Genomic DNA, 26,140 nt, shown 5'->3' with positions numbered 1-26,140 from the left:
AACATTTTTTCTTATTGTCTAGAATAATTGTATTGTAATTGCAGGGCCCGGATATACTTAATGTAAACCCAAAAACATTAACCGCAAGGGCACTACCTGACTTGAGAATTGTGTGCGACTTCCTACTGCAAAAAGACAGCAAAGAAAATGGCCATAAGACATAAAACAAGAGTCCGAACAATGATTTTAAGGAAAATCCCATGTAAGCAAGTAGGTTAAAAATCAGTTTTGATTATTCAAAAACACGCAGGATCTGCCCGTCTAACTCCGTTTTAAATATTTTAAGGGGCTTTGATGGATCATTGCCAATTTGATTTAAAGGGGTACCGGTCTGACTAAAGGTAGAACCATGCGTGGAACACTTGAAATAGCCACCATTATCCGTTTTAAAACTTATCCCATCGGTCTGTTGATGACTACAGATTTGGCTTGCTGCCACAAAATCACCTTCCAAGTTTTTTACAACGACCACATAATTCTTTATTATAAAATCGCCATTGTTTTGCAATTTGGCACCTTCTGCCGAACTTAAATCAATGGTAAAATCGACCCCCGTTGGCACGGGTTTAGGATCTATAACTTCATCACTATCCGATGAACAACCATGTAAGCAGGGAAAAGCAAGGGCAAATGCCGCTCCGGTACCTAAAGTCCTTAAAAACTGCTTTCTTTCCATAACGTAATTTCTTTATAAAACAACGTAGGAAAAAGGGTATTCGTATACCTTAATACACAAAGGTGCCGTACTCGCTTTTAATTGTGAGCTTTTTAACAGAATTCTCTTCCACCCTACCTACAATTTGGGCTGAAACCCCAAAGCCTTCCGAAATGGCAATAAGGTCTTCCGCAATAGCAGGATTTACATACAATTCCAACCTATGTCCACAATTAAAAACTTGGTACATTTCCTTCCAGTCGGTCCCCGATTGTTCTTGAATTAATTGGAACAACGGAGGAACGGGAAATAGGTTGTCCTTAACAATATGGAGGTTATCTATAAAATGAAGAATTTTGGTCTGTGCACCCCCACTACAGTGTACCATTCCATGAATATCTTTAGCACTGTATTTACCTAGAATTTTTTTTACAATGGGGGCATAGGTACGGGTTGGGGATAAAACCAATTTCCCCGCATCCAAAGGAGCATTGGGGACCTTATCGGTCAACTTCACCTTACCTGAATACACCAAATCTTCCGGCACTGCCGCATCATAACTTTCAGGATACTTTTCTGCCAAGTATTTGGCAAAAACATCATGTCTGGCAGAGGTAAGCCCATTGCTTCCCATACCTCCGTTATATTCCTTTTCATAGCTGGCCTGTCCTGAAGAAGATAAGCCAACAATTACATCTCCAGCTTCTATTTTGGCATTATTGATTACCTCACTCCTTTTCAATCTGGCCGTTACGGTTGAATCAACGATAATGGTGCGCACCAAATCCCCAACATCTGCCGTTTCCCCTCCCGTTGATCTTATCGTAATCCCGTGTTTTTCCAAATCCTCTATCAGCTCTTCCGTACCATTGATTATGGCAGATATGACCTCTCCAGGAATTAAATTTTTATTTCTTCCTATGGTAGAGGACAACATAATATTGTCCGTAGCCCCAACGCAAATAAGATCGTCCACATTCATGATCAGGGCATCTTGTGCTATTCCCTTCCACACGGAAATATCACCTGTCTCCTTCCAATACATGTAGGCCAATGAGGATTTAGTTCCGGCACCATCGGCGTGCATCACCAAACAGTACTCATCATCATTGGTCAGGTAATCGGGTACAATTTTGCAAAAAGCCTTGGGAAACAAGCCCTTATCTATGTTTTTTATGGCATTGTGCACGTCTTCCTTGGAAGCAGAAACCCCTCTTTGATCGTATCTTTTGCTATTGGATGAGCTCATGAATAAAAGTTTGCGACAAAAATAGGAGAATCCACAAAAAAAGCCCACTAATTGTGGGCTTTTAATACAATAATTTCTAAATGACCAATTTATTTAATGAACAATAGTTCCCTATATTTGGTTAGAGGCCAATATTCGTCGCCTACCAATTGCTCCAGTTTATCGCAATGGTACCTTATTTCATCAAAATAAGGCCTCACATTATCGCAATAAGCAATGGCCTTTTTATTGATGTCGGTCATATTATTGGCTATCTTTCTTTCGTCTACCATAGCATCGGTCTTAATTTTTATGGCACGAATATGCTCGGAAATTCGCTCAACAACATCCAACTGACTTTCTGACATTTTTTTGTGGGCGGCACCATAAATTTCTTTTAGACCTATCACATTTTTTATCAATTTATTCTGATATTCCACTGCAGCAGGAATAATATATGCATAAGCCAACTCATTAAAGACCCTACCTTCTATTTGAATATGCAGGATATACTCTTCCAATTCCACCTCTTGTCTAACCCTTACCTCAATTTCGCTCATGACATTCATGGACTTGAACAGCGCCAAACTTTCTTTTGAGGTAAGTATCTGCAGGGCCTTGGGGGTATTTTTGTTATTGCTCAAGCCTCGGGATTTGGCCTCATTTTCCCATGCTTCACTGTAACCATCGCCCTCGAACCTAATTCTTTTGGAAGTTTTTATATATTCCCTAAGGACATTAAAGATAGCCTCATCCTTTTTAAGACCTTTTTTATCCACCAGTTGATCTACCTCCTTTTTAAAAGCCATAAGTTGCTTGGCAACAATGGTATTTAATATCGTCATAGGTTTGGCACAATTGGATTTGGAGCCTACGCCCCTCATCTCGAACTTGTTTCCTGTAAATGCAAAAGGGGAGGTACGATTGCGATCGGTATTGTCCAGAAGAATTTCTGGAATCTTACCTACTACGTTCAACTTTAATTCCGTCTTTTCCTCAGGCGACAACTTCCCTTTGGTCACTCCTTCCAATTCATTTAAGACCTCATTCAGCTGTTCCCCTATAAAAATGGACAAGATAGCTGGAGGTGCCTCATTGGCCCCCAATCTATGGTCATTTCCTGCAGAAGCAATGGAAGAACGCAATAATTCCTCATAATTATCCACCGCCTTTATAGTGTTCACGAAAAAAGTTAAAAACTGGAGATTTTTCATGGGAGTAGAACCAGGACTAAGCAGATTAACACCGGTATCCGTGGACAAAGACCAATTGTTGTGCTTACCAGACCCATTTATACCCCTAAAAGGCTTTTCATGAAAGAGTACTTTAAAAAAATGCTTATCAGCAATCTTTTCCATGACATCCATGAGCAATAGATTGTGATCTACGGCCAGATTGGTTTCTTCAAAGATAGGAGCCAACTCAAATTGATTGGGAGCTACTTCATTATGTCTGGTTTTTACGGGAATCCCCAGTTTAGTACATTCCCTTTCCAAATCTTTCATGAAATTCAATACGCGATTTGGAATAACTCCAAAGTAGTGATCGTCCAACTGTTGGCCTTTTGCCGCGGAATGGCCTACTAACGTACGGCCTGCCAAACTAATATCTGGTCGGGAAAAAGCCAATGACTTATCTATTAAGAAATACTCCTGTTCCCAGCCTAAGGTGGCGTATACTTTGGTTACATTTTTATCAAAGAATTTAGCTACTGCAGTCGCGGCTTCATCCATGGCATTCAATGCCCTTAAAAGTGGAGCCTTATTGTCCAAGGCCTCCCCGGTATAGGCTACAAAAACGGTTGGTATACATAGGGTGGTGCCATAAAGAAATGCCGGAGACGTTGGATCCCAGGCCGTGTAGCCCCTGGCCTCAAAAGTATTACGTATCCCCCCGTTTGGAAAACTGGAGGCGTCCGACTCTTGCTGCACCAACTGGCCACCACCGAACTTTTCCATCACTCTTCCTTCTGGCGAAAAATCAAAAAAAGCATCATGTTTCTCGGCTGTGGTTCCTGTAAGCGGTTGAAACCAATGGGTGTAATGTGTTGCACCCATGGATATTGCCCAGGTCTTCATCCCTTCCGCTACTTGATCGGCAACTTTTCTGTCTATTTTAGCACCGGACACCACGGCTGCCTTTACCCTGTCATAAGCATCCTTGGTCAAGTATTGTAACATACGTTCCTCATTGAACACATTCATCCCAAAATATTCCGAACGTCTGCCGGTTTCCTCCACATCTATTTCAGTTCTGGCATGACTGCTTGCTATGGCCTTAAATCTTTGATTTGACATAAATACATTTTTTGACAAAAATAACAATTCATTAAAATAATCTACATAAAATACATATTTAATAATATACCCCCAAAAAAATAGGGGTCTCCGAAAAAATATCAACATTATAATCATTTAACCCACTAAAAAATGGCATATGTGTTGAAAATTATTATTTTTGTCTGCGTTAATAATAAAAATCAACAATACATATTATGAGCAAGTCTAAATTAGAATACATTTGGTTGGATGGGTACGAGCCCACACAAAACATGAGGAGTAAAACTAAGGTTGAGGAAAATTTCAGCGGTAAACTGGAAGATTGCCCAATATGGTCCTTTGATGGAAGTTCAACCCGACAGGCTGAAGGAGGATCTTCTGACTGTGTGTTAAAGCCAGTAGCCATTTATCCTGATCCACATCGCATCAACGGCTATTTAGTAATGACAGAAGTTATGAATGCCGATGGTACTCCCCACGTATCCAATGGTAGAGCCACAATCGAAGATGAAGACAATGATTTCTGGTTTGGATTTGAGCAAGAATATTTCATAATGGATACAAGAACAGAACTTCCTTTAGGTTTTCCTAGAGGCGGGTATCCAAAACCACAAGGTATGTACTACTGTTCTGTTGGTGGTCTAAATACTCATGGGCGTGACTTGGTAGAAGAGCATGCAGATGCCTGTATCGCTGCCGGTTTAAACTTTGAAGGAATTAACCAAGAAGTTGCCTGTGGACAGTGGGAATTTCAATTATTCGCCAAAGGTGCCAAAAAAGCAGGTGATGAAATTTGGGTTGCAAGATATCTATTGGATAGATTAACCGAAAAACATGGTTACTATATAGAATACCACCCGAAACCTCTAGGTGATACCGATTGGAACGGTTCTGGTATGCACGCCAACTTCTCCAACACTACTTTGAGAACTTGTGGTTCAAAGGAAGTTTACGAAAAAATATGTGAAGCCTTCCGTCCAGTTGTAAAAGAGCACATTGCCGTTTACGGTGAGTTCAACGATCAACGTTTGACAGGAAAACACGAAACTGCTTCTATTAATGACTTTAGCTATGGTATTTCCGATAGAGGTGCCTCTATTAGAATCCCGATCATTACAGTACAAAAAGGCTGGAAAGGTTGGTTGGAAGATAGAAGACCAGCTTCCAATGGTGATCCATACAAAATAGCAGGAAGAATTGTTAAAACGGTTAAATCCGTTAAAATATAAAGAGTAAAAAAATAATTGTTGATTATTTTTACCGACCGTTCCTTTTGAGAAAGAGGGGCGGTTTTTTTATTTAAATTATTTTATGATGGCACCTTCGTTACGCAGCGGAGTGTTCATCCAAAAATCACTATAATTATCAGGTTTAATAATGGGTTGGTCCTGAAATATAGGCCAATTTTTGTCCATATAAAGATCTTTGCCAGGATATTGCACTACCGGTTTTCGTTGCTGAACAAAAAATTCCCTGAATTGCATTAAGGAATACGTCTCGGAGTAATCCAACTTGTTCCCATCCATATCTATAATGTTATCCATGACTATCCGAAAATCATCTTTGGCTATTTCTCCTGGTTCTTTGTAAAAAACCTCCAAGGCCTGATCTCCAAGGTTCATCTTGGGATACAACTGTACGGTTGCACTATCCTCAAGAACAACCTTCTCGATATCTATACCCTTACCCTTATAACTAATATTGTAATTTTTGTCCTTAAGCACCTTGAAATGCAAGGGCACCCTGTTGAATGCAATTTCAAATCGCTGGTTTTCAAAGTCTATAAGCACGTTCTTGGCGGTAAAAAGCGGTGGTACTTTTACCTCAAATTTATTACTAAAGGAAATGTAACTGGGAAACATTTTGTCATCCTGTTTCTTGTACTCCACTACAGTTCGGTAGAGCAATCTATCCTCTATTTTTTTACTGGTCTTCCTTATTTTTCTTGTCCCCAATAAAGCGTCATAGGTGGCGTATTCCAATTTAACGATTTCAAAGTTATCCTTTGAAATATAAATCTTGCCCCGGACCATAAACTTCCAATTGTGCTTATATATGTCTATAACATACAATGCTTTACCGTCCAAATAAGTATCATCTTCCAGAGAAAAATCATGGTTCTTTAAAAAATCGGTATCCAAATGATCAACAAAGGAATAGGAAAAGGTGTTATAATTCCTAATGGCATCCATGATACGTAAAATTACAAACTCATTGCCCCCGTAACTTTTTAAAAAAGCTTTAGGGATAGTTTTGGTCTTGTATTCGCCATAGTCATATAGCCTTTCACTTAAAGAATCAATTGGAAAGTTCATGTTTCTGGAGTACTCATAAATCCTTGTATTGGAATCCTCATAATCAGAAGTCCCGAAACCCTTATCAAAAACCTCAACAATCGCCTCATTCAAATTGGTATAACCTCCTGATTTCCATTGGTAATCCCTGTAGTAGCCAACGTAGGACTGGGGATTAAAGGGGTAATTCAATGGAATATTCTTGATAGCCTGGCCAATAATCTCCTCTGCAGAAATAGGCTTTTCATTATTTCCAGCATTTCTTCCTTTTCCTCTTTTTTTGGAAGCCTTTAATGTTACCTCATCCAATTGGATAAGCATGGGATTTAAATACAACCTATTGAGCTTATCCTTAATTAAATCGCCAATTATAATTTCTCTGGAATCATAACCCATAGAGGTAATCTCCAAAGTGTCATTAAGGTCCCTAAATTTAAGAGGAATCCTAAAACTGCCGTCATTGTTGGAAATTACCCCCACCGCCCTATTCTTGACCCTAATACTGGCAAAAGATATAGGCTCTATGGTTTCGGCATCGAGGAGCATTCCACTTACAAATTCGCTTTCTTGGCCATGACCAACCGTACAAAAGAAAATTAAGAAAGCTATAATGTTCAATCTTATCCCCATACACCAAATATGCTATCGTATTTTAGGTTATAGTTAAATATACAAATACAACGTACACAGCCAAAAGGATTACTCCGTCCTTCCACCCTAACCTAAGTCCTTTGGGCAAAAACACTAGGGGAAGGATTAAAAAGGATGTACCCAACATCCAAAAAATATCGTTGGTCAGCAAGCCTTGATCCGATACTTTAATGGGCGTTATCATTGACGTAATACCCAAAACAGCCAATAGATTAAAAATATTGGACCCTATAAGATTTCCTAAAGAAATGGCCTTTTCCTTCTTTAACACTGCGATTACAGAGGCAGCCAATTCTGGAATACTGGTCCCGATAGATACTACGGTTACCGCAATTACCCGCTCACTAACACCATAAAAAGTAGCGAGCCCTACGGCACCCTTAATCAATAGTTCAGAACCTCCCCAAAGAGCAAGTCCGCCCAAGCCCAAAAACAGCACCGTTTTATATAATGGCAACGGAACATCATCCTCAGGCAATTCATCTACAACCGCAGTTTTCTGAAAGCGCAAGAGATATACCAAGAAAATAAAGAGCACAATCACCATTACAAAACCCTCATATCTTTGTAACTCCCCATCAAAATAAATAAAACCAAAAAACAAAAGGGATGCCAGCATCATAACCGGCCAATCCGTAGTATAAAAACTCTTTCTAACCTCTATACTTCCCAGAATAACGGTTATCGCCAGTACCAGACCCAGATTGGCAATATTGGAGCCTACAACATTACCCAGCGCCAAATCCGGAAAGCCCTCCAAAGCAGCATTTATGCTAACGATCAGCTCGGGAGCAGAAGTCGCAAAGGAAACCACTGTCATACCTATAACAATCTTTGGTATATTAAGCTTTAATGACAAGGCCACTGCCGCCTTTAAAAGCCAATTTCCTCCCGCAATCAACAATACCAGTCCTAAAACAATAAAAAGTATATCCAGCATCAAAAAGTTTTCCTACAAATATAACCAAGAATCCGACTTTTTTCAGCAACATAACTGCCTTTCAAAAAAATCAAGAAATACAGCTTAACTTCCTAAAAACATCTCTGACAATAATGGAAATCCATTAAAAAAGTTCAATTTCAAATCACCTTTGGCAATTTGATAAGAATAAAAACGAGAAACCATTGACCCTTAATCGCAAATTGTCTCCTGATGAGAATTTTCGGAAACGCTATTTTACAGGGCGACCCATACAACTCTTGACTACGCCCAATAAGCATAAAGTTGCCTATTTAGCAGCCACTACACGCCTAACAAAGCACCTTTCGCTTTATGTGGGACACCTAGGTTTACGCACAATTTAAAAATAGATTTTTCAAACAATGCCATATATTATTAAATTGTATCTTTGCGCGCATGAATTTAGAGATTATAAAGGCAATAAAAGGGTTATTGGAGAAGCCCCAGAAAATTGTAATTATACCGCACAAAAATCCGGACGGAGATGCTATTGGTTCCACTTTAGGGCTTTGGCACTACCTGAAGGGCAAAGGTCAGGATGCTACCATCATTGTTCCCAATGATTTTCCCAAATTCTTAAAATGGATGCCGGGAAACGAGCAAATAGTCAATTTTGAAAGAGACTCCTCAACCGCTAAATCCCTTATAAACAGTGCTAGCGTAATATTTACTTTAGATTTCAACCACTTGGGAAGGATTGGGCAACTACAACCTTTATTAGAAAGTTCTACGGCCACATTTGTGATGATAGATCATCATCAGGAACCAGATAATTACGCCAAAATTACGTACTCCGATGTTAGCATGAGTTCTACATGTGAAATGGTTTACAATGTAATTGAAGGACTAAACGAAGTGGAAAGCATCACCCCCGACCTTGCAATTTCATTATACACCGGTATCATGACCGATACCGGATCTTTTAAATATTCTTCCACCACCAGTAGGACACATACGGTTGTTGCCAAATTAATAGAGAAAGGAGCCAAAAATACGGAAGCACACAACAAGGTTTACGACACCAACACCCCTAGTAGATTGCATCTTTTAGGTTGCGCTTTAAAAAACATGGTCATCCTAGAGGAATTTCATACCGCATTTATCACCTTATCTCAGGACGAATTGGACACCTACGATTACAAAAAGGGAGATACGGAAGGCTTTGTTAATTACGGTTTAACCTTGGAAGGAATTGTTTTTGCGGTTATTTTCATTGAAAATCGGGAGGAAGGAATTATCAAGATCTCTTTTAGATCTGAAGGTGATTTTTCTGTAAATGAATTCGCTAGAGCCCATTTTAATGGAGGCGGACACACGAATGCGGCAGGTGGACGAAGCGATGTTTCCATGGAAGAAACAATAAGCAAATTTAAGTCCCTACTACCCCAATATAAAGATGATTTAAACGCATGAAACACCTAATATTTCTTTTGCTTATTATCGCCTTTTATAGCTGTAATGGACCTGAACCACGTAAGCCGGTCAAAGTTAAAACCGGAAGTATTTTACAAAAATCGGTGGAACGGAATAAGGACCTATTGGCAAAGGAAGAAAAACAAATCATGGAAATCATTAAAAATGACTCCTTGAACACCTATTTCTCCAGTGGCATCGGTTCTTGGTACCATTATATTGACAAGAACGACCAGACCGATTATTACCCCAAAACAGATGACCTGGTTACACTGCAATACAATGTTATGACTTTTAACAATGACACCATATACTCCAAAGAGCATATTGGAACCATAATTTATAAAGTAGATAAGCAAGACCTTTTTCCAGGCTTGAGAAATAGTATAAAACTTTTAAAAGAGAAGGAAAGTGCAACGTTTTTATTTCCTTCCTCCCTATCCTACGGTTACCACGGGGACAATAACAAAATTGGGGTAAATGTCCCCATTAAATCCACCATTACCATTTTAAATATAGATAAACAAAAAGAAAACAATTAAAACTAATTACAATGAAGAAAATTTATTTATTATTGGCAGTAGTATCCATAGCATTTTCCAGCTGCAAGTCCAGTAAGCATGCTGATTTGGGAGATGGTATTTTTGCGGATATTACCACTACCAAAGGTGAAATCCTCCTTAAATTGGAGTACCAAAAGACTCCTTTGACCGTTGCCAATTTTATATCCCTGGCCGAAGGAAACAATCCTTTTGTTACCGACAGTCTAAAGGGCAAAAAATATTATGATGGTATTATCTTTCATAGAATTATAAAGGACTTTATGATTCAAGGTGGAGATCCAACCGGAACGGGTATGGGAAATCCTGGATATAAATTTAAGGATGAATTTAACGATTCCCTTACACACAATAAGGCAGGTATCCTATCCATGGCCAATTCCGGACCTACCACGAACGGAAGTCAGTTTTTCATTACCCACAAGGAAACTCCCTTTTTAAACGGCAGACATACTGTTTTTGGTGAAGTTGTTAAAGGAATGGACGTTGTTGATTCCATTGCCAATGTTAAAACGGCTGAAGGCGACAGACCGGTTACGGATGTGGTTATGAACACCGTTGAAATTATTAGAAACGGTAAAGAAGCCAAAAAATTTGATGCCGTAAAAGTAATGAGCGCTTACTTTGCCGAGGCAGAGGAAAAAGCCAAGGCAATGGAAAAAATGAAAACCGATTTCGTTGCCCAAATTACAGCAGAGGAAGGTAAAGCAGAAGAACTACCATCCGGGCTTAAAATACTTACCCTAACTGAAGGCAATGGAGAAAAACCCAAAGTGGGGCAAAAGGTTAACGTACTGTATGCCGGATATCTATCGGACGGATCACTTTTTGACAGTAACTACGAAGAGATCGCTAAAAAATATGGAGTTTATCAGGAGGCCAGAAAACAAGGTCGCGGTTACGAAGCCATTCCAATGGACTACAGCCCTGAAGCCAGGATAATTCCAGGGTTTAAGGAAGGCCTTATGCAGATGAAGGTAGGCGACAAGGTTCGTCTGTTTATTCCATCCCATTTAGGTTATGGTGAGGCTGGATATGGTCCTATTCCTCCAGATGCCAAATTAATTTTTGATTTGGAAATTACTGGAATAGCCCAATAATTATATTCCAAAAGATATAAAATCCTTGTTGGCCTCTTTATTAGGGATCAACAAGGATTTTTTTTATTACTTATTTAAATATAGAGGTACATTTCAGAGCGAAAAAGCATCAGGGCGAAAAAGAATTACCCCCTATGACCAAATCCTGGAGAAAAATCTATTTATAGTTTTGTGATTTAAACTTTAAGGTCGCCTTTAATATATCTTTCTGGGAAATTTGCCCGACCAACTTACCATTTTCCACTATCGGAAAACGTCTACGCTTTTCGTTCAAAAACTTATTGGCCGCATCAAAAATATTCATATTGCCGTCAATAGTTTCCACATTTTTTATCATGTGTCCTTCCACGGTTAAATTAGAGCTTGGTAGATTATGGTATCTGTTTTCGCTTATGTACTTAATACAATCGCCTTCAGAAATCATCCCTATCAATTCATTTCTATCATTCACTACCGGACCACCAGAAATTTTATACTTCAATAAGGCCACTACTACTTCTTCAACAGATTGTTCAGGTCTAAAAGTAATCAGTTTTCTGGTCATATAATCACATACCCTAAGTGGTGCTTCTTCACTGGGTTGTTGAACTCTAGGACCTTGAAAACTTTTGATTCCCATCTTGACTTTCTTATGATTCTCTTAAATATAAGAAATTTAATCTTCTTAACCTAAAAAAAACACCTCCATATTTTTAAAACGGAGGCATTTTCAACAAGCTAAATAATTGTTTTACAGCCTTGTACATCTTACACCTTATATGGCTCTCAGGCCATGGTCTATCTATTTTTTGGGGATTTCAGAGAGTATTTCCAAAATGAACTTCCAAAATTTTTGCAACGAAGATATACTGGCACGTTCATCGGGAGAATGGGCGCCTTTAATAGTTGGTCCAAAACTTATCATATCTACCTCAGGATAATTCTTTCCCAAAATTCCACATTCCAAACCTGCGTGACAGGCAACTACTCTGGGCTGCTCATTAAAAAGCTCCCTATATTTTGTACGTAAGACTTCCAAGATAGTCGAATCAGGATTGGGATTCCAACCAGGATAATCTCCACTTAACGTCACCTCATACCCGGCCTTTTCAAAATTAGCCTGTAAGTTCTTGGCCAATTCCATTTTACCGTCCTCTACAGATGACCTGGTTAGACATGCTATTTTTATTTCACCATCGCCTACCTCCACTCTAGCAATATTATTGGATGTCTCTACCAAGTCCTTCATGGTTTTGCTCATGGCATAGACGCCATTATGAGCGTTCTTAATAGCTCCCGTTAAAGCTTGCTGGTCATTGGGCTCCATTACCATTTTTGAAAAATGCGCAGGTTCACAAACAATTTTAAGATTAGGCTCTGTGGCTGCAAATTCCTTCTTTAAATTATTGGACCAATCTTTAAACAAGGCATCCAACTTATTGGAATCCGATGCTTTTATCGCTACCCAGGCGGTGCTTTCCCTTGGAATTGCATTTCGCAATCCTCCACCGTCAATTTTAGAAATCCTTAACCCAAGTTGCTCCTGCCCCATTATCAATAAAGTATTCATGATCTTATTGGCATTACCCAGTCCTAAATGAATATCCATTCCACTATGACCTCCGGACAGTCCTTTTACCAATATTTTGTAGGCAGCGTAGCCCTCGCCCAAAGGAATCTCCCTATATACTCCTTTCGCAGTAATATCTACACCTCCAGCACAACCAATATCAATTTCATCGTCATCCTCTGTATCAAGATTCAACAGAATATCACCTTTCAACAATCCTCCCTTTAATCCCTTGGCCCCCGTCATTCCAGTTTCTTCGTCGATCGTGAACAGGGCTTCCAAAGGAGGATGGGAAATATCCTTGCTCTCCAGCAATGCCATAATAGTAGCTACCCCAAGGCCGTTATCGGCCCCCAAAGTGGTACCTTTTGCCCTTACCCAATCTCCGTCAATATACATCTCTATGCCCTGGGTATTAAAATCGAAATCGGTATCAGCATTTTTTTGGTGTACCATATCCAAATGCGACTGAAGAATTACCGTCTTCCTATCTTCCATACCCACAGATGCAGGCTTCTTAATGATTACATTTCCCACAACATCCTTGGTAGTTTCCAGACCAAGGGTCTTTCCAAAGTCCAACATAAATTGTGTTACCCGTTCCTCATGTTTGGATGGTCTTGGAACAGCATTTAGATCTGCAAATTTATTCCAGATATTTTTGGGCTCTAGAACTCTTATTTCCTTATTCATATTTATAATTTATGAAGTCAAAAATACAGATAGAAAAACAACCATGCTAGATTATTGGCTATTTTTGGCTTGATGAAAACTAAAATTAAAAATCTTATTGCCCTTTTATTGGTTCCACAAATAATCTTGATAAAATGGCTAGGGCAATACCCTGAATTTATAGAAACCTATTACAGTAAAGGGATATACCCTGTTATATCCGGATTTTGGCGCACCTTAATGGGTTGGGTTCCCTTTTCTGTAGGTGACATACTGTACGCGCTTCTAATTATTTTGGGAGTGCGCTATATCATTGTGAACAGAATGGCCATTAAAAAAAACCTGTTGGGGTTTATCAGAGACATTGCAATGGTCTTATCCGTGGCCTATTTTACATTTCATCTCTTATGGGGATTAAATTATTACAGGCAACCCATTTCGAAATCCTTGGAACTGGGCGAAAAACACAGCCAGCAAGACCTGGAAAATTTTGTGGCCCAACTGGTGCTAAAAACCAATGAAATCCAATTCAGGATTACTGCTGATACCAGTAAAATGGTTCAAGTTCCCTATTCCAAAAAAGAAATTATGGACCGTACCATAGAGGGTTATGAATCCTTAAAAAATAAAATCCCTCTTTTTGCCTACCATCGCCCCAGTTTAAAAAAATCCATATTCAGCGTCCCTTTAAGCTATATGGGTTATGGCGGCTATTTAAATCCGTTTACCAATGAAGCCCAGGCCAATAGTGAACTCCCGAATTTTAGATTCCCCGTAATATGCGGTCATGAGATAGGCCATCAATTAGGATTTTCCGCAGAAAATGAAACCAATTTTATTGGTTATTTGGCAACGGTTAGCAATGAAGATATTTATTTTAAATATTCGGCATACGCTTATGCCCTAAGTTATTGTCTAAATGATCTTGCCAGTCGGGACCAGGAGGAGTTTAAACAACAATACAACAAACTTAATCCCGGAGTAAAGAAGAATTATAAGGAAGTGGCCGAATTTTGGGAAGCACATGAAAATCCTATGGAGCCCGTTTTTAAATCTATATTCAATACTTTTCTAAAAGCCAACAATCAAAAAGACGGAATAAAAAGCTATAATGCCGTAGTGACCCTTTTGATCAATTATTACCGAGATAACCCAATCTAGTGGACAAGCTATAACGGTTTGCCATTCCATTATGTATAAATGGCCAATGCCTAGCAGAATTTTTTATTTATCTTCAAAATCCAAGACTGATTTTTATGGCATAATAAGTTTAAAACATATTGATATTCTTATGGGATATATTATTTTTAAACCCATTTAATAAAGAACATATTGAAATATGAGAATACAATTTTATGTGCTTATTACACTTTTCTGCGGGTTATCACTTTCTGCCCAAGACTACTTTCCAAAAAATGACGGTGTTAAAGCGGAAAATAACAATTTTACAGCATTCATTAATGCCAAGATCCATATAACCCCAAACAAGGTATTGGACAGGGGTACATTGCTTATTCAAAAGGGAAAAGTAATAGAGGCAGGAAAAACAGTACAACTTCCAAAAAACACAATATTGATCGACTTAAATGGAAAATCAATTTACCCTTCATTCATTGATATCTATTCCAATTTTGGGGTAGAGAAACCCAAACCAGCAACTTCTGGGGGGCGTTCTGCACAGTATGGACCCTCAAGGGAAGGATATTACTGGAACGATCATATAATGCCGGAAAACGATGCAATTTCCAAATTTAACTATGACAACAAAAAAGCGGAAGAATTACGGGAAGCCGGTTTTGGGGTTGTAAATACCCATATACAGGATGGAATTGCCCGTGGAAACGGTGCCCTTATTTCATTGAACGATATAGGCAATGATTCGGATAGGGTTCTGGCCGATAAATCGGCACAATACTTTTCATTGACCAAAAGCGTTGCCAAACGGCAAGCCTATCCCACTTCCTTAATGGGCACCTTGGCATTATTGAGGCAAATGTACTTTGATGCAGATTGGTACGCCCAAGGGAATGTAACTACCAAGGATCTTTCCTTAGAGGCTCTGAACACCAACAAAGGACTAGTTCAGATATTTGAAGCCAAGGACAAAGACAATGTATTAAGGGCGGATAAGATTGGGGATATGTTCAATATCAATTATACCATACTTGCAGGAGGAAATGAATTTGAAAGCGTAGCGGAAATAAAAGCCACAAATGCCTCCTTGATCGTTCCAATTAATTTTCCCGATCCCTATGACGTTTCCGACCCATATTTGGCGGAATATGTAAACCTGGAGGATATGCGCTTTTGGAACCAGGCACCCACAAACCCTAAAGTCCTTGAAGAAAACAACATCACTTTTAGCCTTACACTTCACGATCAGAAATCTACCTCCTCTTTCAGAAAAAATTTATTAAAGGCTATTGAGTACGGCCTATCCAAAACTAAAGCTTTGGAAGCACTTACCACGATTCCCGCACAGATCTTGGGCAAATCCAATATAATCGGCACCTTACAAAACGGTAGTCAGGCTAATTTTTTAATCACTTCCGGGGACATTTTCGACAAGGAAAGTGTTCTCTATGAAAATTGGGTGCAGGGCCAGAAGCATATTATCAATAACAAGGAACTTAAGGATATCCGTGGTAACTACAATTTAGCGGCCGGAAAAAAAATGTATCAATTATCAATTACCGGAGAATTGGACAAACCCAAGGCCGAGATTAAGGAAGGAGAAGATAAATTGACTTCCAAAATTAATTATGAAGACCATTGGCTTACCCTTTCCTTCAATACCAAAGAAGGTGACCAGGCATTTAGATTATCTGCAATGGCAACCTCCGGTTCCGATAACCTTGAAGGCAAGCTTTTGCTGCCCGATGGTACCGAAACCACTTTTAATGCCACTAGGACCTCAGCATTTTCCGAAAAGGAAAAAGATGGAGCCAAGGAAACACCAGTAGTAGTACCTATTGCTTTTCCCAATATTGGTTACGGCTATTCGCAGCAACCCAAACAAGAATCCATGCTGTTCAAAAATGCCACGGTTTGGACCAGTGAGGATATGGGTATTCTAGAACAAACAGACGTACTTGTTAAAAACGGTAAAATTGCCAAAATAGGGAAAGACCTTAAATCCATCGGGGCTACGATAGTAGACGCCACGGGGAAACACCTTACCGCCGGCATTATCGATGAACATACGCATATTGCCGCTTTGTCCATTAATGAATCAGGTCAGAATTCCTCTGCGGAGGTAAAAATGGAGGATGTGGTAGACCCGAAACACATTGGAATTTATCGTGATTTGGCCGGTGGTGTAACCTCCGCCCAACTTCTGCACGGTTCTGCCAATCCTATTGGCGGACGATCGGCTATCCTAAAATTAAAATGGGGTGCCGGTGCGGATGGGATGATTTATAACAACTCTCCCAAATTTATAAAGTTTGCCCTTGGTGAAAATGTAAAACAATCCAATTGGAACAGTTTTAGTAGATTTCCACAGACCAGGATGGGGGTGGAACAAACATTTATCAATTATTTCCAAAGGGCAAAAGAATATGATATCAAGAAAAAAAGTGGGCAGCCCTACAGATTTGATGAAGAGATGGAAACCTTAGCTGAAATAATTAACGGGGAACGTTTTATAAGCTGTCATTCCTATGTTCAGAGCGAAATTAATATGCTCATGAAAGTTGCGGAAAAATTCGACTTTAAAGTAAATACATTTACCCACATATTGGAAGGTTACAAGGTAGCCGATAAAATGGCAGAACATGGTGTAGGGGCATCTACCTTCAGTGATTGGTGGGCCTATAAATACGAAGTAAATGATGCCATTCCGTACAATGCAGCCATCATGCAAAGTCAGGGCATTACCGTTGCCATAAACAGTGATGACGCTGAAATGTCCAGACGATTAAACCAGGAAGCTGCCAAAACTGTCAAATATGGCGGGATGACAGAATTAGAGGCATGGAAAATGGTCACTATAAACCCTGCCAAGCTTTTGCATATAGACCATAGGGTGGGAAGTATCAAAGAAGGAAAAGACGCGGACCTGGTACTTTGGAGCAATAACCCGCTATCCGTTTATGCCAAGGTGGAAAAAACAATAATCGAAGGAGCTGTATACTTCGATCTGGAAAAGGACAAACAACAAAGGGAAGCCATAAGAAAAGAAAAGGCCTTACTTATCAACCTTATGCTAAAAGAGAAGGACAATGGCAGCCCTACCCAGGAACCGAAGAAAAAAAACCAAGAGGAATTACACTGTGACAGCCTTTAAAATCAAAATTAAGATGAACAATATAAGAAACACAATAGCACTTGTCCTTTTGTCATTAACCATTAAAGGAACCGCACAACAAACCCCCGCCAGTGCACAGAAGGAAGCCATAAGCATTGAAGGCGCTGTAGCCCATTTGGGTAACGGTGAAGTTATAGAGAACTCCCTTATCATGTTCGAAGGTGGAAAAATTTTCTTTGTAGGGGATGCCAAAACAAGAATTGCCAGAAAGGGAACTATTATAAATGCCAACGGAAAACACATTTACCCTGGTTTCATTGTCACCTGCGCCTCCTTGGGCCTGATAGAGGTAGACGCTGTTAGAGCTTCCAATGACAAGGATGAAATTGGGGAATTGATACCCCATGTACGGAGCTTAATCGCCTATAATGCAGAATCCAAAGTTGTGGAAAGTATGCGCCCAAATGGGGTACTCCTGGGACAGATATCCCCTAAGGGAGGCACCATTTCAGGAACCTCATCCGTTATGCAATTTGATGCTTGGAACTGGGAAGACGCAGTGGTAAAGGCGGATGACGGTATACATCTATCGTGGCCAAATAGCTTTAAACTAGGTCCTTCCACCGAAGGCCAGGGCCGTAGACATAAACCCAATGAAAATTACACCAAGGAAAAGGAGAAAATAGTAAGCTTTTTTAAAAATGCCCTGGCCTATGGAAAAAGTAAAGCACCAGAAATTAATCCGGCATATGCTGCTACCCAAGGCTTGTTCAACGGAACACAAAAGCTTTATGTTTATGCCGACGGTGAAAAGGAAATATTGGATGCTATTACCAATACCAAAAATTTAGGAGTCCAGGAAGTTGTTTTGGTAGGTGGATATCATTCCTATAAAATCACCGATTTCTTAAAACAGCATCAAATATCCGTATTGGTAAGGGCTCCCCACAACCTACCGTCTTCTGAAGATGACGACTATGACCTTCCCTATAAACTGCCCAAAATACTATCCGATAGCGGACTATTGGTAGCTATGCAAAACACGGACGCGAAAAATTTTCAAAACAGAAACCTGCCGTTTTATGCCGGACAGCTCGTTCAACAAGGACTTTCCCGTGAAAAAGCACTCCAAATGATTACACAAAATCCGGCGAAAATTTTGGGAATAGACGAGGTCTATGGAACGCTGGAAGTAGGTAAAAGTGCCACACTATTTATTTCTGAAGGCGATGCGCTGGATATGAGGACCAACCAATTGAGTAGGGCCTTTATTGACGGAAGGGATATTTCATTGGAAACACACCAAACGGAATTGTGGAAAAGATATATGGAAAAATATAACGGAAAATAGTCCAAGATTTAAAAACTAAAAAAAAGGGGCTAGAAAACAGTTTGTTTCTAGCCCCTTTTCCTTTATAAGGAGTACTACTCTTGTACTTTCCCTTCTACAAATATTCCATTTTCAGGCTTCGCAAAGAAACTTATCGGTTTAGCCTGTCCGCTAAACGCTATCGCTTCAAAAACAACCGGTTTTCTCGGCTCTTTAATCGTGCGCCCCTCGGAACTGTACCAAGTCAATTCTTTGGGAACTTTTAGGCCATTTACGTCCGTCCAATCGTGATAACCTATCCAACTTACTTTATCGGAACGTTCACCACTTCTATAACTCACTGTATATCCAAGCCAAGCCATTTTAAAGGTCTGGGGGTCATAATGTAAGAAATACTCATCCTTATAAGAGGTGCCTATTCCCGAATTGAATCGAACTGCAATACCGGGATAATTAACCCCTTCATATACCAAATCCTCCGTTTCATCATAAACAATACCCTTATCCCCCAAAACAAAAGGCATATTAAAAAAATAAGACCTAAGGTTGTGATAAAACACTGGATCGCCCTTAAACGCATTTTCTTCGTTAAGCAACCATACCTTATCACCGTCAAAACCAAGGGAATAAGCTGGTCCGTCCACCCTATCCATTCTGGTTTGTAAATCAATGGTATGAAGCTCTTCCCCTTGCTTAAAAACCAAACTCTTCTTGTTTTTCCAATTCGCCAACCCGCCATGAGCCTCAAAAACCTTAATTAACTGCTCTGGATATCGTTCCAGATCAACCCTTGATTCTGTCCTAGGTTCGGCCATTTCCACTTCGGCTTCCTTTGTTTTGTTTTCCATTTTACAGGATAGCGTACTAACCAGTAGCACCATTACAATTACATATTTCATCTTACTTATTTTAGTTGCCCCATTGGTCGTATTACTATAATTAAGTTAACATAATATATTATTTTTGCACCAATGAGCTATATAAAAGAGATTAGCAGTATCCATAACCCCTTAGTAAGGAGCACAATATCTTTAAAGGAAAAATCCCGTGAACGAAAAAAAAATGGGCTTTTTGTTATTGAAGGCATCAAAGAGTTACAGCTCGCAATTAAGGGACAATATACTTTAAAGACTATTCTTTTCTATCCCGAGCTCGTTACCGGCGAGGCTATTATGGAATTAGTACATGGAATTTCACCTACACCAGAAATAATTGCCATATCAAAGGATATATTTCAAAAATTGGCGCATAGGGAAACCACTGAGGGCATATTGGCCGTAGCAGTGGCCCGGGAGCATTCCCTGGAGTCTTTAAAATTTAAGAACGACAGTCCACTTATTTTAGTGGCGGAAGCCCCTGAAAAACCAGGCAATATTGGCGCCCTCCTTCGTACCGCCGATGCTGCCGGCCTGGATGCCGTAATTATAGCCAATCCGAAAAGCGACCTATACAACCCAAATATAATCCGCTCGAGTGTTGGATGTGTTTTCACTACCAATATAGCTATGGGATCCACACCCGAAATTATCCAGTTCTTAATTAGTCGCAATATCAACATCAACTGTGCAGCACTAAGTGCCTCCAAGCCATATACAGAAATAGATTTTACCAAAGGCACGGCAATTGTGGTGGGAACAGAGGCTACCGGGCTATCCGAACAATGGCTGAACAAGGCAACCCAAAATATTATAATTCCCATGCATGGAGAAATAGACTCCATGAACGTCTCCGTATCCGCAGCAATACTTATCTTTGAGGCAAGGAGGCAAAGGGGATTATAAAGAAAACACCTGCATCCACAAAACTGCAACATAAAACAATATTGAAATCCATTAATTTTTTAAATGAACAGTAACATCCTATTTTATATCATCATAGCCATTTTGTTGATTCAGTTTATAATTGAAACTGTGCTGGAATATTTAAATGCCAAACGCTATACGGATGTTGTACCAAGTGAACTCAACGACGTTTTCGACCAAGAGGAATACAGAAAATCACAGGAGTATAAGAAAACCAACTATCGTTTTGGGATGGCAAGCTCTATCTTCTCCTTAAGCCTAACCTTAATTTTTCTAATTTTTGGGGGATTTGAATGGATAGATACCATTGCCAGGAGCTTTAGCGACAACCCTATTCTGATTGCACTTATTTTTTTCGGAATAATTATGATAGGCAATGATATTGTTACAACTCCCTTTTCTTACTACCACACCTTTGTAATTGAGGAAAAATTTGGCTTTAACAAGAGTAGCAAAAAATTATTCTGGACAGATAAAATTAAAGGTTGGATTATGATGATGATCATCGGGGGAGGAATACTGTCATTGATCATTTGGTTTTTTCAATGGGCGGGCACCAACTTTTGGATTTATGCCTGGGCTCTCATAGCCGTTTTTTCACTTTTCATGAACCTGTTTTATAGTAAACTGATCGTGCCCCTTTTCAACAAACAAACTCCCTTGGCAGAAGGTAGTTTAAAAAGCAAAATAGAAGCTTACGCCAAAAACGTGGGATTTGAATTAAAGAATATATTTGTGATAGATGGATCAAAAAGATCTACCAAGGCCAATGCCTATTTTTCTGGATTTGGCAAAGAAAAGAGAATAACCCTATATGATACCTTGATCAACGACCTGGAAGAAGACGAAATTGTAGCGGTGCTTGCACATGAAGTGGGACATTACAAAAGAAAACACATCATCTTCAATTTATCCGCCTCTATTTTACTAACCGGTCTCACCTTATTTATCCTTTCAATTTTTATAAATAATCCGGAGGTATCTTTGGCTATTGGCGTTTCGCAACCTAGTTTTCATGCAGCGCTTATAGGTTTTGGAATCCTATACAGTCCTATTTCGGAAATAACAGGATTGATCATGAACGCCATGTCCAGGAAATTTGAATATCAGGCAGATGACTTTGCTAAAAAAACTTTTGCCCCCAAACCTCTGATTACGTCCTTGAAAAAATTATCCAAGAACAGCCTAAGTAATCTTACACCTCATCCTGCTTATGTTTTTATGCACTATTCACACCCAACCTTGATGTCCAGAATTCAAAACTTAAAGGCATAATTTTTGTTGTCTACTATCATAGTTTGTGCTATTTTTAATTTATGATGACCGAAGCTGCAATAGAGAAAGAAAACAAGGAAATAGCGAAGCAATATAAGGAACTGCTGCGCATAAGCTATCAAAGTCTTACCGATGAGGATAAGAAATTGATACGCTCTGCCTTTGATATTGCCGTAGATGCCCACAAAAACCAAAGAAGGAAATCAGGAGAAGCATATGTTTTCCACCCCATAGCGGTAGCAAAAATTGTGGCTTCCGAAATGGGTTTGGATGCGGTTTCCATAGCATCTGCCCTACTCCATGATGTAGTTGAGGATACCGAATACACCCTAGCGGACATAGAACGCCTGTTTGGCGAGACCGTTGCTCGGATCGTAGACGGACTCACTAAGATTGCCCACCTGAAAAAGGATATGAACATTTCCCAACAGGCGGAAAATTTTAGAAAAATGCTCCTTACCCTTAATGACGATGTAAGGGTTATCATTATAAAGATAGCAGACCGATATCACAATATGCTCACTATGGATTCCATGCCAGAGCATAAGCAAGTGAAAATAGCCTCTGAAACCCTGTACATATACGCACCATTAGCGCATAGAATAGGGCTCTACAATATTAAAACAGAACTGGAAGACCTTAGTCTTAAATACACTGAACCAGATGTTTACGAAGATATTTTAGGTAAGATTGAAGAGTCCAAAGAAGAACAACAGGCCTATATCGATGCTTTTTCCGGAGTAATAAGCGACTCGCTGGATAAAGAAAATCTCAATTACTACATTAAGGGCCGAATGAAATCTATATTCTCCATTCGCCGAAAAATGAAGGTTCAGAATGTATCCTTCGATGAGATTTATGACAAATTTGCGATTCGGATCATATACAAATCGGACCGGCACAACGAAAAGTTTTTGGCTTGGAAAATATATTCCATTGTTACCGATCACTTCACCCCTAACCCTGTTCGCTTACGGGATTGGATTTCCTCTCCCAAATCTACAGGTTATGAAGCCTTACACATCACTGTAATGGGCCCAAAGGGCAAATGGGTAGAAGTTCAGATCCGCAGTGAAAGAATGCACGAAATAGCCGAAAAAGGCTATGCCGCGCATTTTAAATACAAGCACGGCAATCAAAAAGAACAGGGAATTGAGGAGTGGCTCAACAAACTACAGGAAGCTCTGGAAAATGCAAATACCAATGCGGTTGATTTTGTAGAAGAGTTTAAACTAAACCTTTATTCCAAAGAGATTTTTGTATTCACGCCCAAAGGAGAATTAAAATCCCTACCTAAAGGAGCCACCCCTTTAGATTTTGCTTTCAATATACATACCGAAGTGGGCATGCATACCCGTGGGGCCAAAGTAAATGGCAAACTGGTTCCCTTAAATACTACCTTGCAAAGTGGCGACCAAGTGGACATTCTCACCTCCGACACGGCCAAACCCAGTCAAAGTTGGTTGGATTACGCTACTACGGCAAGGGCCAGGTCTAAAATAAAATCCTCCTTAAGGGAAGAAAAGAAATCTACGGCTATGGAGGGCAAAGAAGTCCTTAGACGTAAATTAAAATCCCAGAAAATCACCCTTAACGAGGATACCATAAATAAGTTGGTCGTCTATTTTAAGCTCAAGACCAGCTTGGACCTGTTCTATAGAGTGGGCATAGGGGCCATTGACAATCAGATGCTAAAGGATTTTGCGGCCTCCTATAGTAACGCGTTCATTACTTTCTTTAAAAATAAGATAAAGAGAACCCCGGTTCCGGAGGATATCCACAAGGAAGAAATTACCTCAAAATATGACACTCTTGTCTTTGGAAAGGAAGAAGACAAGTTGGAGTATAAATTATCCCAGTGTTGCAATCCCATACCAGGTGACGAGGTATTCGGATTTGTTAGTGTAAACGATGGAATTAAGGTGCATAAGAAAAACTGTCCCAATGCGATTTCCCTGCAGTCCAACTATGCCTATAGAATCATCTCGGCCAAATGGATCGATTCTTCCCAAGAAGAATTTACCGTGGAAATAATGCTTACGGGGATAGATAATATAGGTTTGATAAGTGAAATTACCGAGGTAATCTCTGGCAACTTACATGTGAATATGAGGAATATTAATTTTAGTACGGATGGCGGAACATTCTCGGGAAGAATCACCCTTGTTGTAAAAAACAATGCTATCCTTAAAAAAGTTATAGATAATCTAAAGCGCATTAACGGCATCGATAAAGTATCCAGAATTTAAATTTTAACTGTACATTTGTACCCTAACGCTGGGTAAATGCTATGGGCGAAAATAAGAATCAAGAAATAGTTAAAAATGTCTTCACCACTTTCCTGGAGGAAAATGGTCACAGAAAAACACCTGAGCGCTACGCAATCTTACAGGAAATCTACGACAGCGAAGAACATTTTGATATAGAATCGCTCTATATCACCATGAAAAACAAGAATTATCGCGTAAGCAGGGCCACACTGTATAACACTATTGAGCTTCTCTTGGAGTGCAAATTGGTAAGAAAACATCAATTTGGAAAAAATCAGGCCCAATACGAAAAATCTTATTTTGACAGGCAGCACGATCATGTAATCCTTACGGACACCGGTGAGGTCATGGAATTTTGCGATCCACGTATTCAAAGTATAAAAAAGACCATTGAGGAAGTTTTCAATATTAAGATCAACACTCACTCGCTCTATTTTTACGGAACAAAAAATAAAGAAGAGAACACGAATAATTAATCCAATTACATAAATAATGGCAGTAGATTTACTACTAGGACTCCAATGGGGAGATGAAGGAAAAGGGAAAATAGTTGATGTTTTAACAAAAAACTATGACATAATTGCACGTTTCCAAGGTGGACCAAATGCTGGCCACACATTAGAATTTGATGGTATAAAACATGTTTTACATACCATTCCTTCAGGAATTTTCCATAAAACCGCGGTGAACATTGTTGGCAACGGGGTGGTAATAGACCCAGTTATCTTTAAAAAGGAGCTGGATAATCTTAAAAAGTTCAATCTAGATATTAAATCAAAATTATTTATCTCTAGAAAGGCCCACTTAATTCTGCCCACCCACCGGTTACTGGATGCCGCTTCGGAAACCGCCAAAGGCAAGGCCAAAATTGGATCCACTCTAAAAGGTATTGGCCCGACCTATATGGACAAAACCGGAAGGAACGGAATGAGGGTAGGCGATTTGGAATTCTCGGACTGGAAAGAAAAATACAGGATACTGGCCAACAAACACGAGGCCATGATCAGCTTTTACAATGTAGAGATTCAATATGACCTAAAGGAATTGGAGGCCGACTTCTTTATGGCGGTAGAAGAACTAAAAAAATTAACCTTCATAGATAGCGAAGAGTATATTTTCAATGCTCAGAGGGAAGGTAAAAAAATATTGGCGGAAGGCGCACAGGGATCCCTATTGGATATCGATTTTGGAACCTATCCTTTTGTAACCTCATCCAATACTACGGCAGCGGGAGCATGTACAGGATTGGGAGTGGCACCAAATAAAATAGGTAGCGTATTGGGTATTTTCAAAGCATATACCACCCGTGTGGGCAGTGGTCCTTTCCCTACAGAACTTTTTGATGAGGACGGTGCAACCATGGGCAAGGTCGGCAACGAGTTTGGCGCAACCACAGGTAGACCAAGACGATGCGGATGGTTAGACCTGGTAGCACTTAAATACGCCGTTGAAATTAATGGGGTTACGGAATTGATGATGATGAAGGCGGACGTGCTTAGTGGTTTTAAAACTCTAAAAGTTTGTACGGCATACAACTATAAAGGAAAACAAATTAAACATTTACCCTATAGCATAGAACCGGAATATGTGACCCCGGTATACACGGAAATGAAGGGTTGGGCAAAGGATTTGACCAAAATGAGCAAGTCCGATGAACTTCCGGACACCTTAATGGATTACATAAAGTTCTTGGAAAAAGAACTGGAAGTCCCCATTAAGATTGTTTCGGTAGGACCAGATAGGACCCAGACCATATATCGATAACAAAAAGGCCATCTTAAAAGATGGCTTTTTTGTTATTGGGGTTTTACTAAAACTATCCCAAACTATATTATCCTCCCTCAAAATATAC

The 26,140-nt window shown here is 39.6% G+C and carries 20 protein-coding genes; 12 read left to right on the top strand and 8 right to left on the bottom strand.

The window, feature by feature from the left end:
• Positions 1 to 232: 232 nt before the first annotated feature.
• From MWU82_RS09580 to MWU82_RS09570, 3 genes are all read right to left on the bottom strand, one after another.
• Positions 233 to 676 carry a Rieske (2Fe-2S) protein gene (locus tag MWU82_RS09580; protein WP_215948612.1) on the bottom strand — a complete coding sequence of 148 codons (444 nt, stop codon included), beginning with the start codon at positions 674 to 676 and terminating at the stop codon, positions 233 to 235.
• A gap of 49 nt (positions 677 to 725) precedes the next feature.
• Positions 726 to 1,904, bottom strand: a complete 1,179-nt coding sequence (locus tag MWU82_RS09575) for an AIR synthase related protein (protein WP_215948613.1) — start codon at positions 1,902 to 1,904, stop codon at positions 726 to 728.
• An 89-nt stretch (positions 1,905 to 1,993) separates the two neighbouring features.
• The gene (locus MWU82_RS09570) at positions 1,994 to 4,180 is read right to left on the bottom strand and encodes a glutamine synthetase III (protein WP_215948614.1); all 2,187 of its coding nucleotides are present in this window, start codon (positions 4,178 to 4,180) and stop codon (positions 1,994 to 1,996) included.
• Between the two features lie 197 nt (positions 4,181 to 4,377).
• On the opposite strand from MWU82_RS09570, the gene MWU82_RS09565 reads away from it, so the two are divergent.
• Positions 4,378 to 5,391, top strand: coding sequence for a glutamine synthetase beta-grasp domain-containing protein (locus tag MWU82_RS09565; RefSeq protein WP_215948615.1), 1,014 nt, complete (start codon positions 4,378 to 4,380; stop codon positions 5,389 to 5,391).
• A gap of 75 nt (positions 5,392 to 5,466) precedes the next feature.
• On the opposite strand, the gene MWU82_RS09560 is transcribed toward MWU82_RS09565, so the two are convergent.
• Both MWU82_RS09560 and MWU82_RS09555 read right to left on the bottom strand, forming a co-directional pair.
• On the bottom strand, positions 5,467 to 7,086 hold the full coding sequence (locus tag MWU82_RS09560) for a carboxypeptidase-like regulatory domain-containing protein (RefSeq protein ID WP_247096216.1): 1,620 nt from the start codon (positions 7,084 to 7,086) through the stop codon (positions 5,467 to 5,469).
• A gap of 22 nt (positions 7,087 to 7,108) precedes the next feature.
• Positions 7,109 to 8,047, bottom strand: a complete 939-nt coding sequence (locus MWU82_RS09555) for a calcium/sodium antiporter (RefSeq protein WP_215948617.1) — start codon at positions 8,045 to 8,047, stop codon at positions 7,109 to 7,111.
• A 417-nt stretch (positions 8,048 to 8,464) separates the two neighbouring features.
• Between MWU82_RS09555 and MWU82_RS09550 the strand changes: the two genes are divergently transcribed.
• The 3 genes from MWU82_RS09550 to MWU82_RS09540 are packed head-to-tail and all read left to right on the top strand — an operon-like array spanning position 8,465 to position 11,141.
• Positions 8,465 to 9,481 (top strand): bifunctional oligoribonuclease/PAP phosphatase NrnA, encoded by a 1,017-nt coding sequence (locus MWU82_RS09550; protein ID WP_247096215.1) that lies wholly within the window; start codon positions 8,465 to 8,467, stop codon positions 9,479 to 9,481.
• Complete coding sequence (gldI, locus tag MWU82_RS09545; RefSeq protein ID WP_247096214.1) at positions 9,478 to 10,023, top strand: gliding motility-associated peptidyl-prolyl isomerase GldI; 546 nt, start codon at positions 9,478 to 9,480, stop codon at positions 10,021 to 10,023. Before MWU82_RS09550 ends, gldI begins: the two co-directional genes overlap by 4 nt.
• Before the next feature lie 11 nt (positions 10,024 to 10,034).
• The gene (locus MWU82_RS09540) at positions 10,035 to 11,141 is read left to right on the top strand and encodes a peptidylprolyl isomerase (protein ID WP_215948620.1); all 1,107 of its coding nucleotides are present in this window, start codon (positions 10,035 to 10,037) and stop codon (positions 11,139 to 11,141) included.
• A gap of 157 nt (positions 11,142 to 11,298) precedes the next feature.
• Here MWU82_RS09540 and MWU82_RS09535 read toward each other — a convergent pair whose 3' ends face one another.
• Both MWU82_RS09535 and MWU82_RS09530 read right to left on the bottom strand, forming a co-directional pair.
• Positions 11,299 to 11,760, bottom strand: coding sequence for a CBS domain-containing protein (locus MWU82_RS09535; RefSeq protein WP_215948621.1), 462 nt, complete (start codon positions 11,758 to 11,760; stop codon positions 11,299 to 11,301).
• Positions 11,761 to 11,922: 162 nt separating this feature from the next.
• Positions 11,923 to 13,383 carry an aminoacyl-histidine dipeptidase gene (locus MWU82_RS09530; RefSeq protein ID WP_247096213.1) on the bottom strand — a complete coding sequence of 487 codons (1,461 nt, stop codon included), beginning with the start codon at positions 13,381 to 13,383 and terminating at the stop codon, positions 11,923 to 11,925.
• 72 nt (positions 13,384 to 13,455) lie between these two features.
• Between MWU82_RS09530 and MWU82_RS09525 the strand changes: the two genes are divergently transcribed.
• From MWU82_RS09525 to MWU82_RS09515, 3 genes are all read left to right on the top strand, one after another.
• Entirely contained in the window at positions 13,456 to 14,523 is a 1,068-nt protein-coding gene (locus MWU82_RS09525) for a DUF3810 domain-containing protein (protein ID WP_247096212.1), read from the top strand.
• Positions 14,524 to 14,701: 178 nt separating this feature from the next.
• Positions 14,702 to 17,650, top strand: a complete 2,949-nt coding sequence (locus MWU82_RS09520) for an amidohydrolase family protein (protein ID WP_247096211.1) — start codon at positions 14,702 to 14,704, stop codon at positions 17,648 to 17,650.
• 13 nt (positions 17,651 to 17,663) lie between these two features.
• Entirely contained in the window at positions 17,664 to 18,962 is a 1,299-nt protein-coding gene (locus MWU82_RS09515) for an amidohydrolase family protein (protein ID WP_247096210.1), read from the top strand.
• A 74-nt stretch (positions 18,963 to 19,036) separates the two neighbouring features.
• Here MWU82_RS09515 and MWU82_RS09510 read toward each other — a convergent pair whose 3' ends face one another.
• The gene (locus tag MWU82_RS09510) at positions 19,037 to 19,840 is read right to left on the bottom strand and encodes a DUF6503 family protein (RefSeq protein ID WP_247096209.1); all 804 of its coding nucleotides are present in this window, start codon (positions 19,838 to 19,840) and stop codon (positions 19,037 to 19,039) included.
• Positions 19,841 to 19,912: 72 nt separating this feature from the next.
• On the opposite strand from MWU82_RS09510, the gene MWU82_RS09505 reads away from it, so the two are divergent.
• The 5 genes from MWU82_RS09505 (at position 19,913) to MWU82_RS09485 (ending at position 26,052) form a co-directional block, all read left to right on the top strand.
• Complete coding sequence (locus tag MWU82_RS09505; RefSeq protein WP_111625218.1) at positions 19,913 to 20,722, top strand: RNA methyltransferase; 810 nt, start codon at positions 19,913 to 19,915, stop codon at positions 20,720 to 20,722.
• 63 nt (positions 20,723 to 20,785) lie between these two features.
• A complete protein-coding gene (locus MWU82_RS09500; protein WP_247096208.1) occupies positions 20,786 to 22,018 on the top strand; it encodes a M48 family metallopeptidase in 1,233 nt (410 codons plus the stop codon).
• Between the two features lie 44 nt (positions 22,019 to 22,062).
• Positions 22,063 to 24,267, top strand: a complete 2,205-nt coding sequence (locus tag MWU82_RS09495) for a RelA/SpoT family protein (RefSeq protein WP_215948663.1) — start codon at positions 22,063 to 22,065, stop codon at positions 24,265 to 24,267.
• A 41-nt stretch (positions 24,268 to 24,308) separates the two neighbouring features.
• Positions 24,309 to 24,764, top strand: a complete 456-nt coding sequence (locus MWU82_RS09490; protein WP_215948628.1) for a transcriptional repressor — start codon at positions 24,309 to 24,311, stop codon at positions 24,762 to 24,764.
• Positions 24,765 to 24,780: 16 nt separating this feature from the next.
• A complete protein-coding gene (locus tag MWU82_RS09485; protein WP_215948629.1) occupies positions 24,781 to 26,052 on the top strand; it encodes an adenylosuccinate synthase in 1,272 nt (423 codons plus the stop codon).
• Positions 26,053 to 26,140 lie beyond the last annotated feature (88 nt).

Origin of the sequence: Arenibacter sp. S6351L (genome assembly GCF_023016025.1) — a bacterium.
GTDB classification, from domain to species: Bacteria; Bacteroidota; Bacteroidia; order Flavobacteriales; family Flavobacteriaceae; genus Arenibacter; species Arenibacter algicola_B.
The sequence above is the reverse complement of the archived record's forward strand: the minus strand, read 5'-3'. Positions and strand labels throughout refer to the sequence as shown.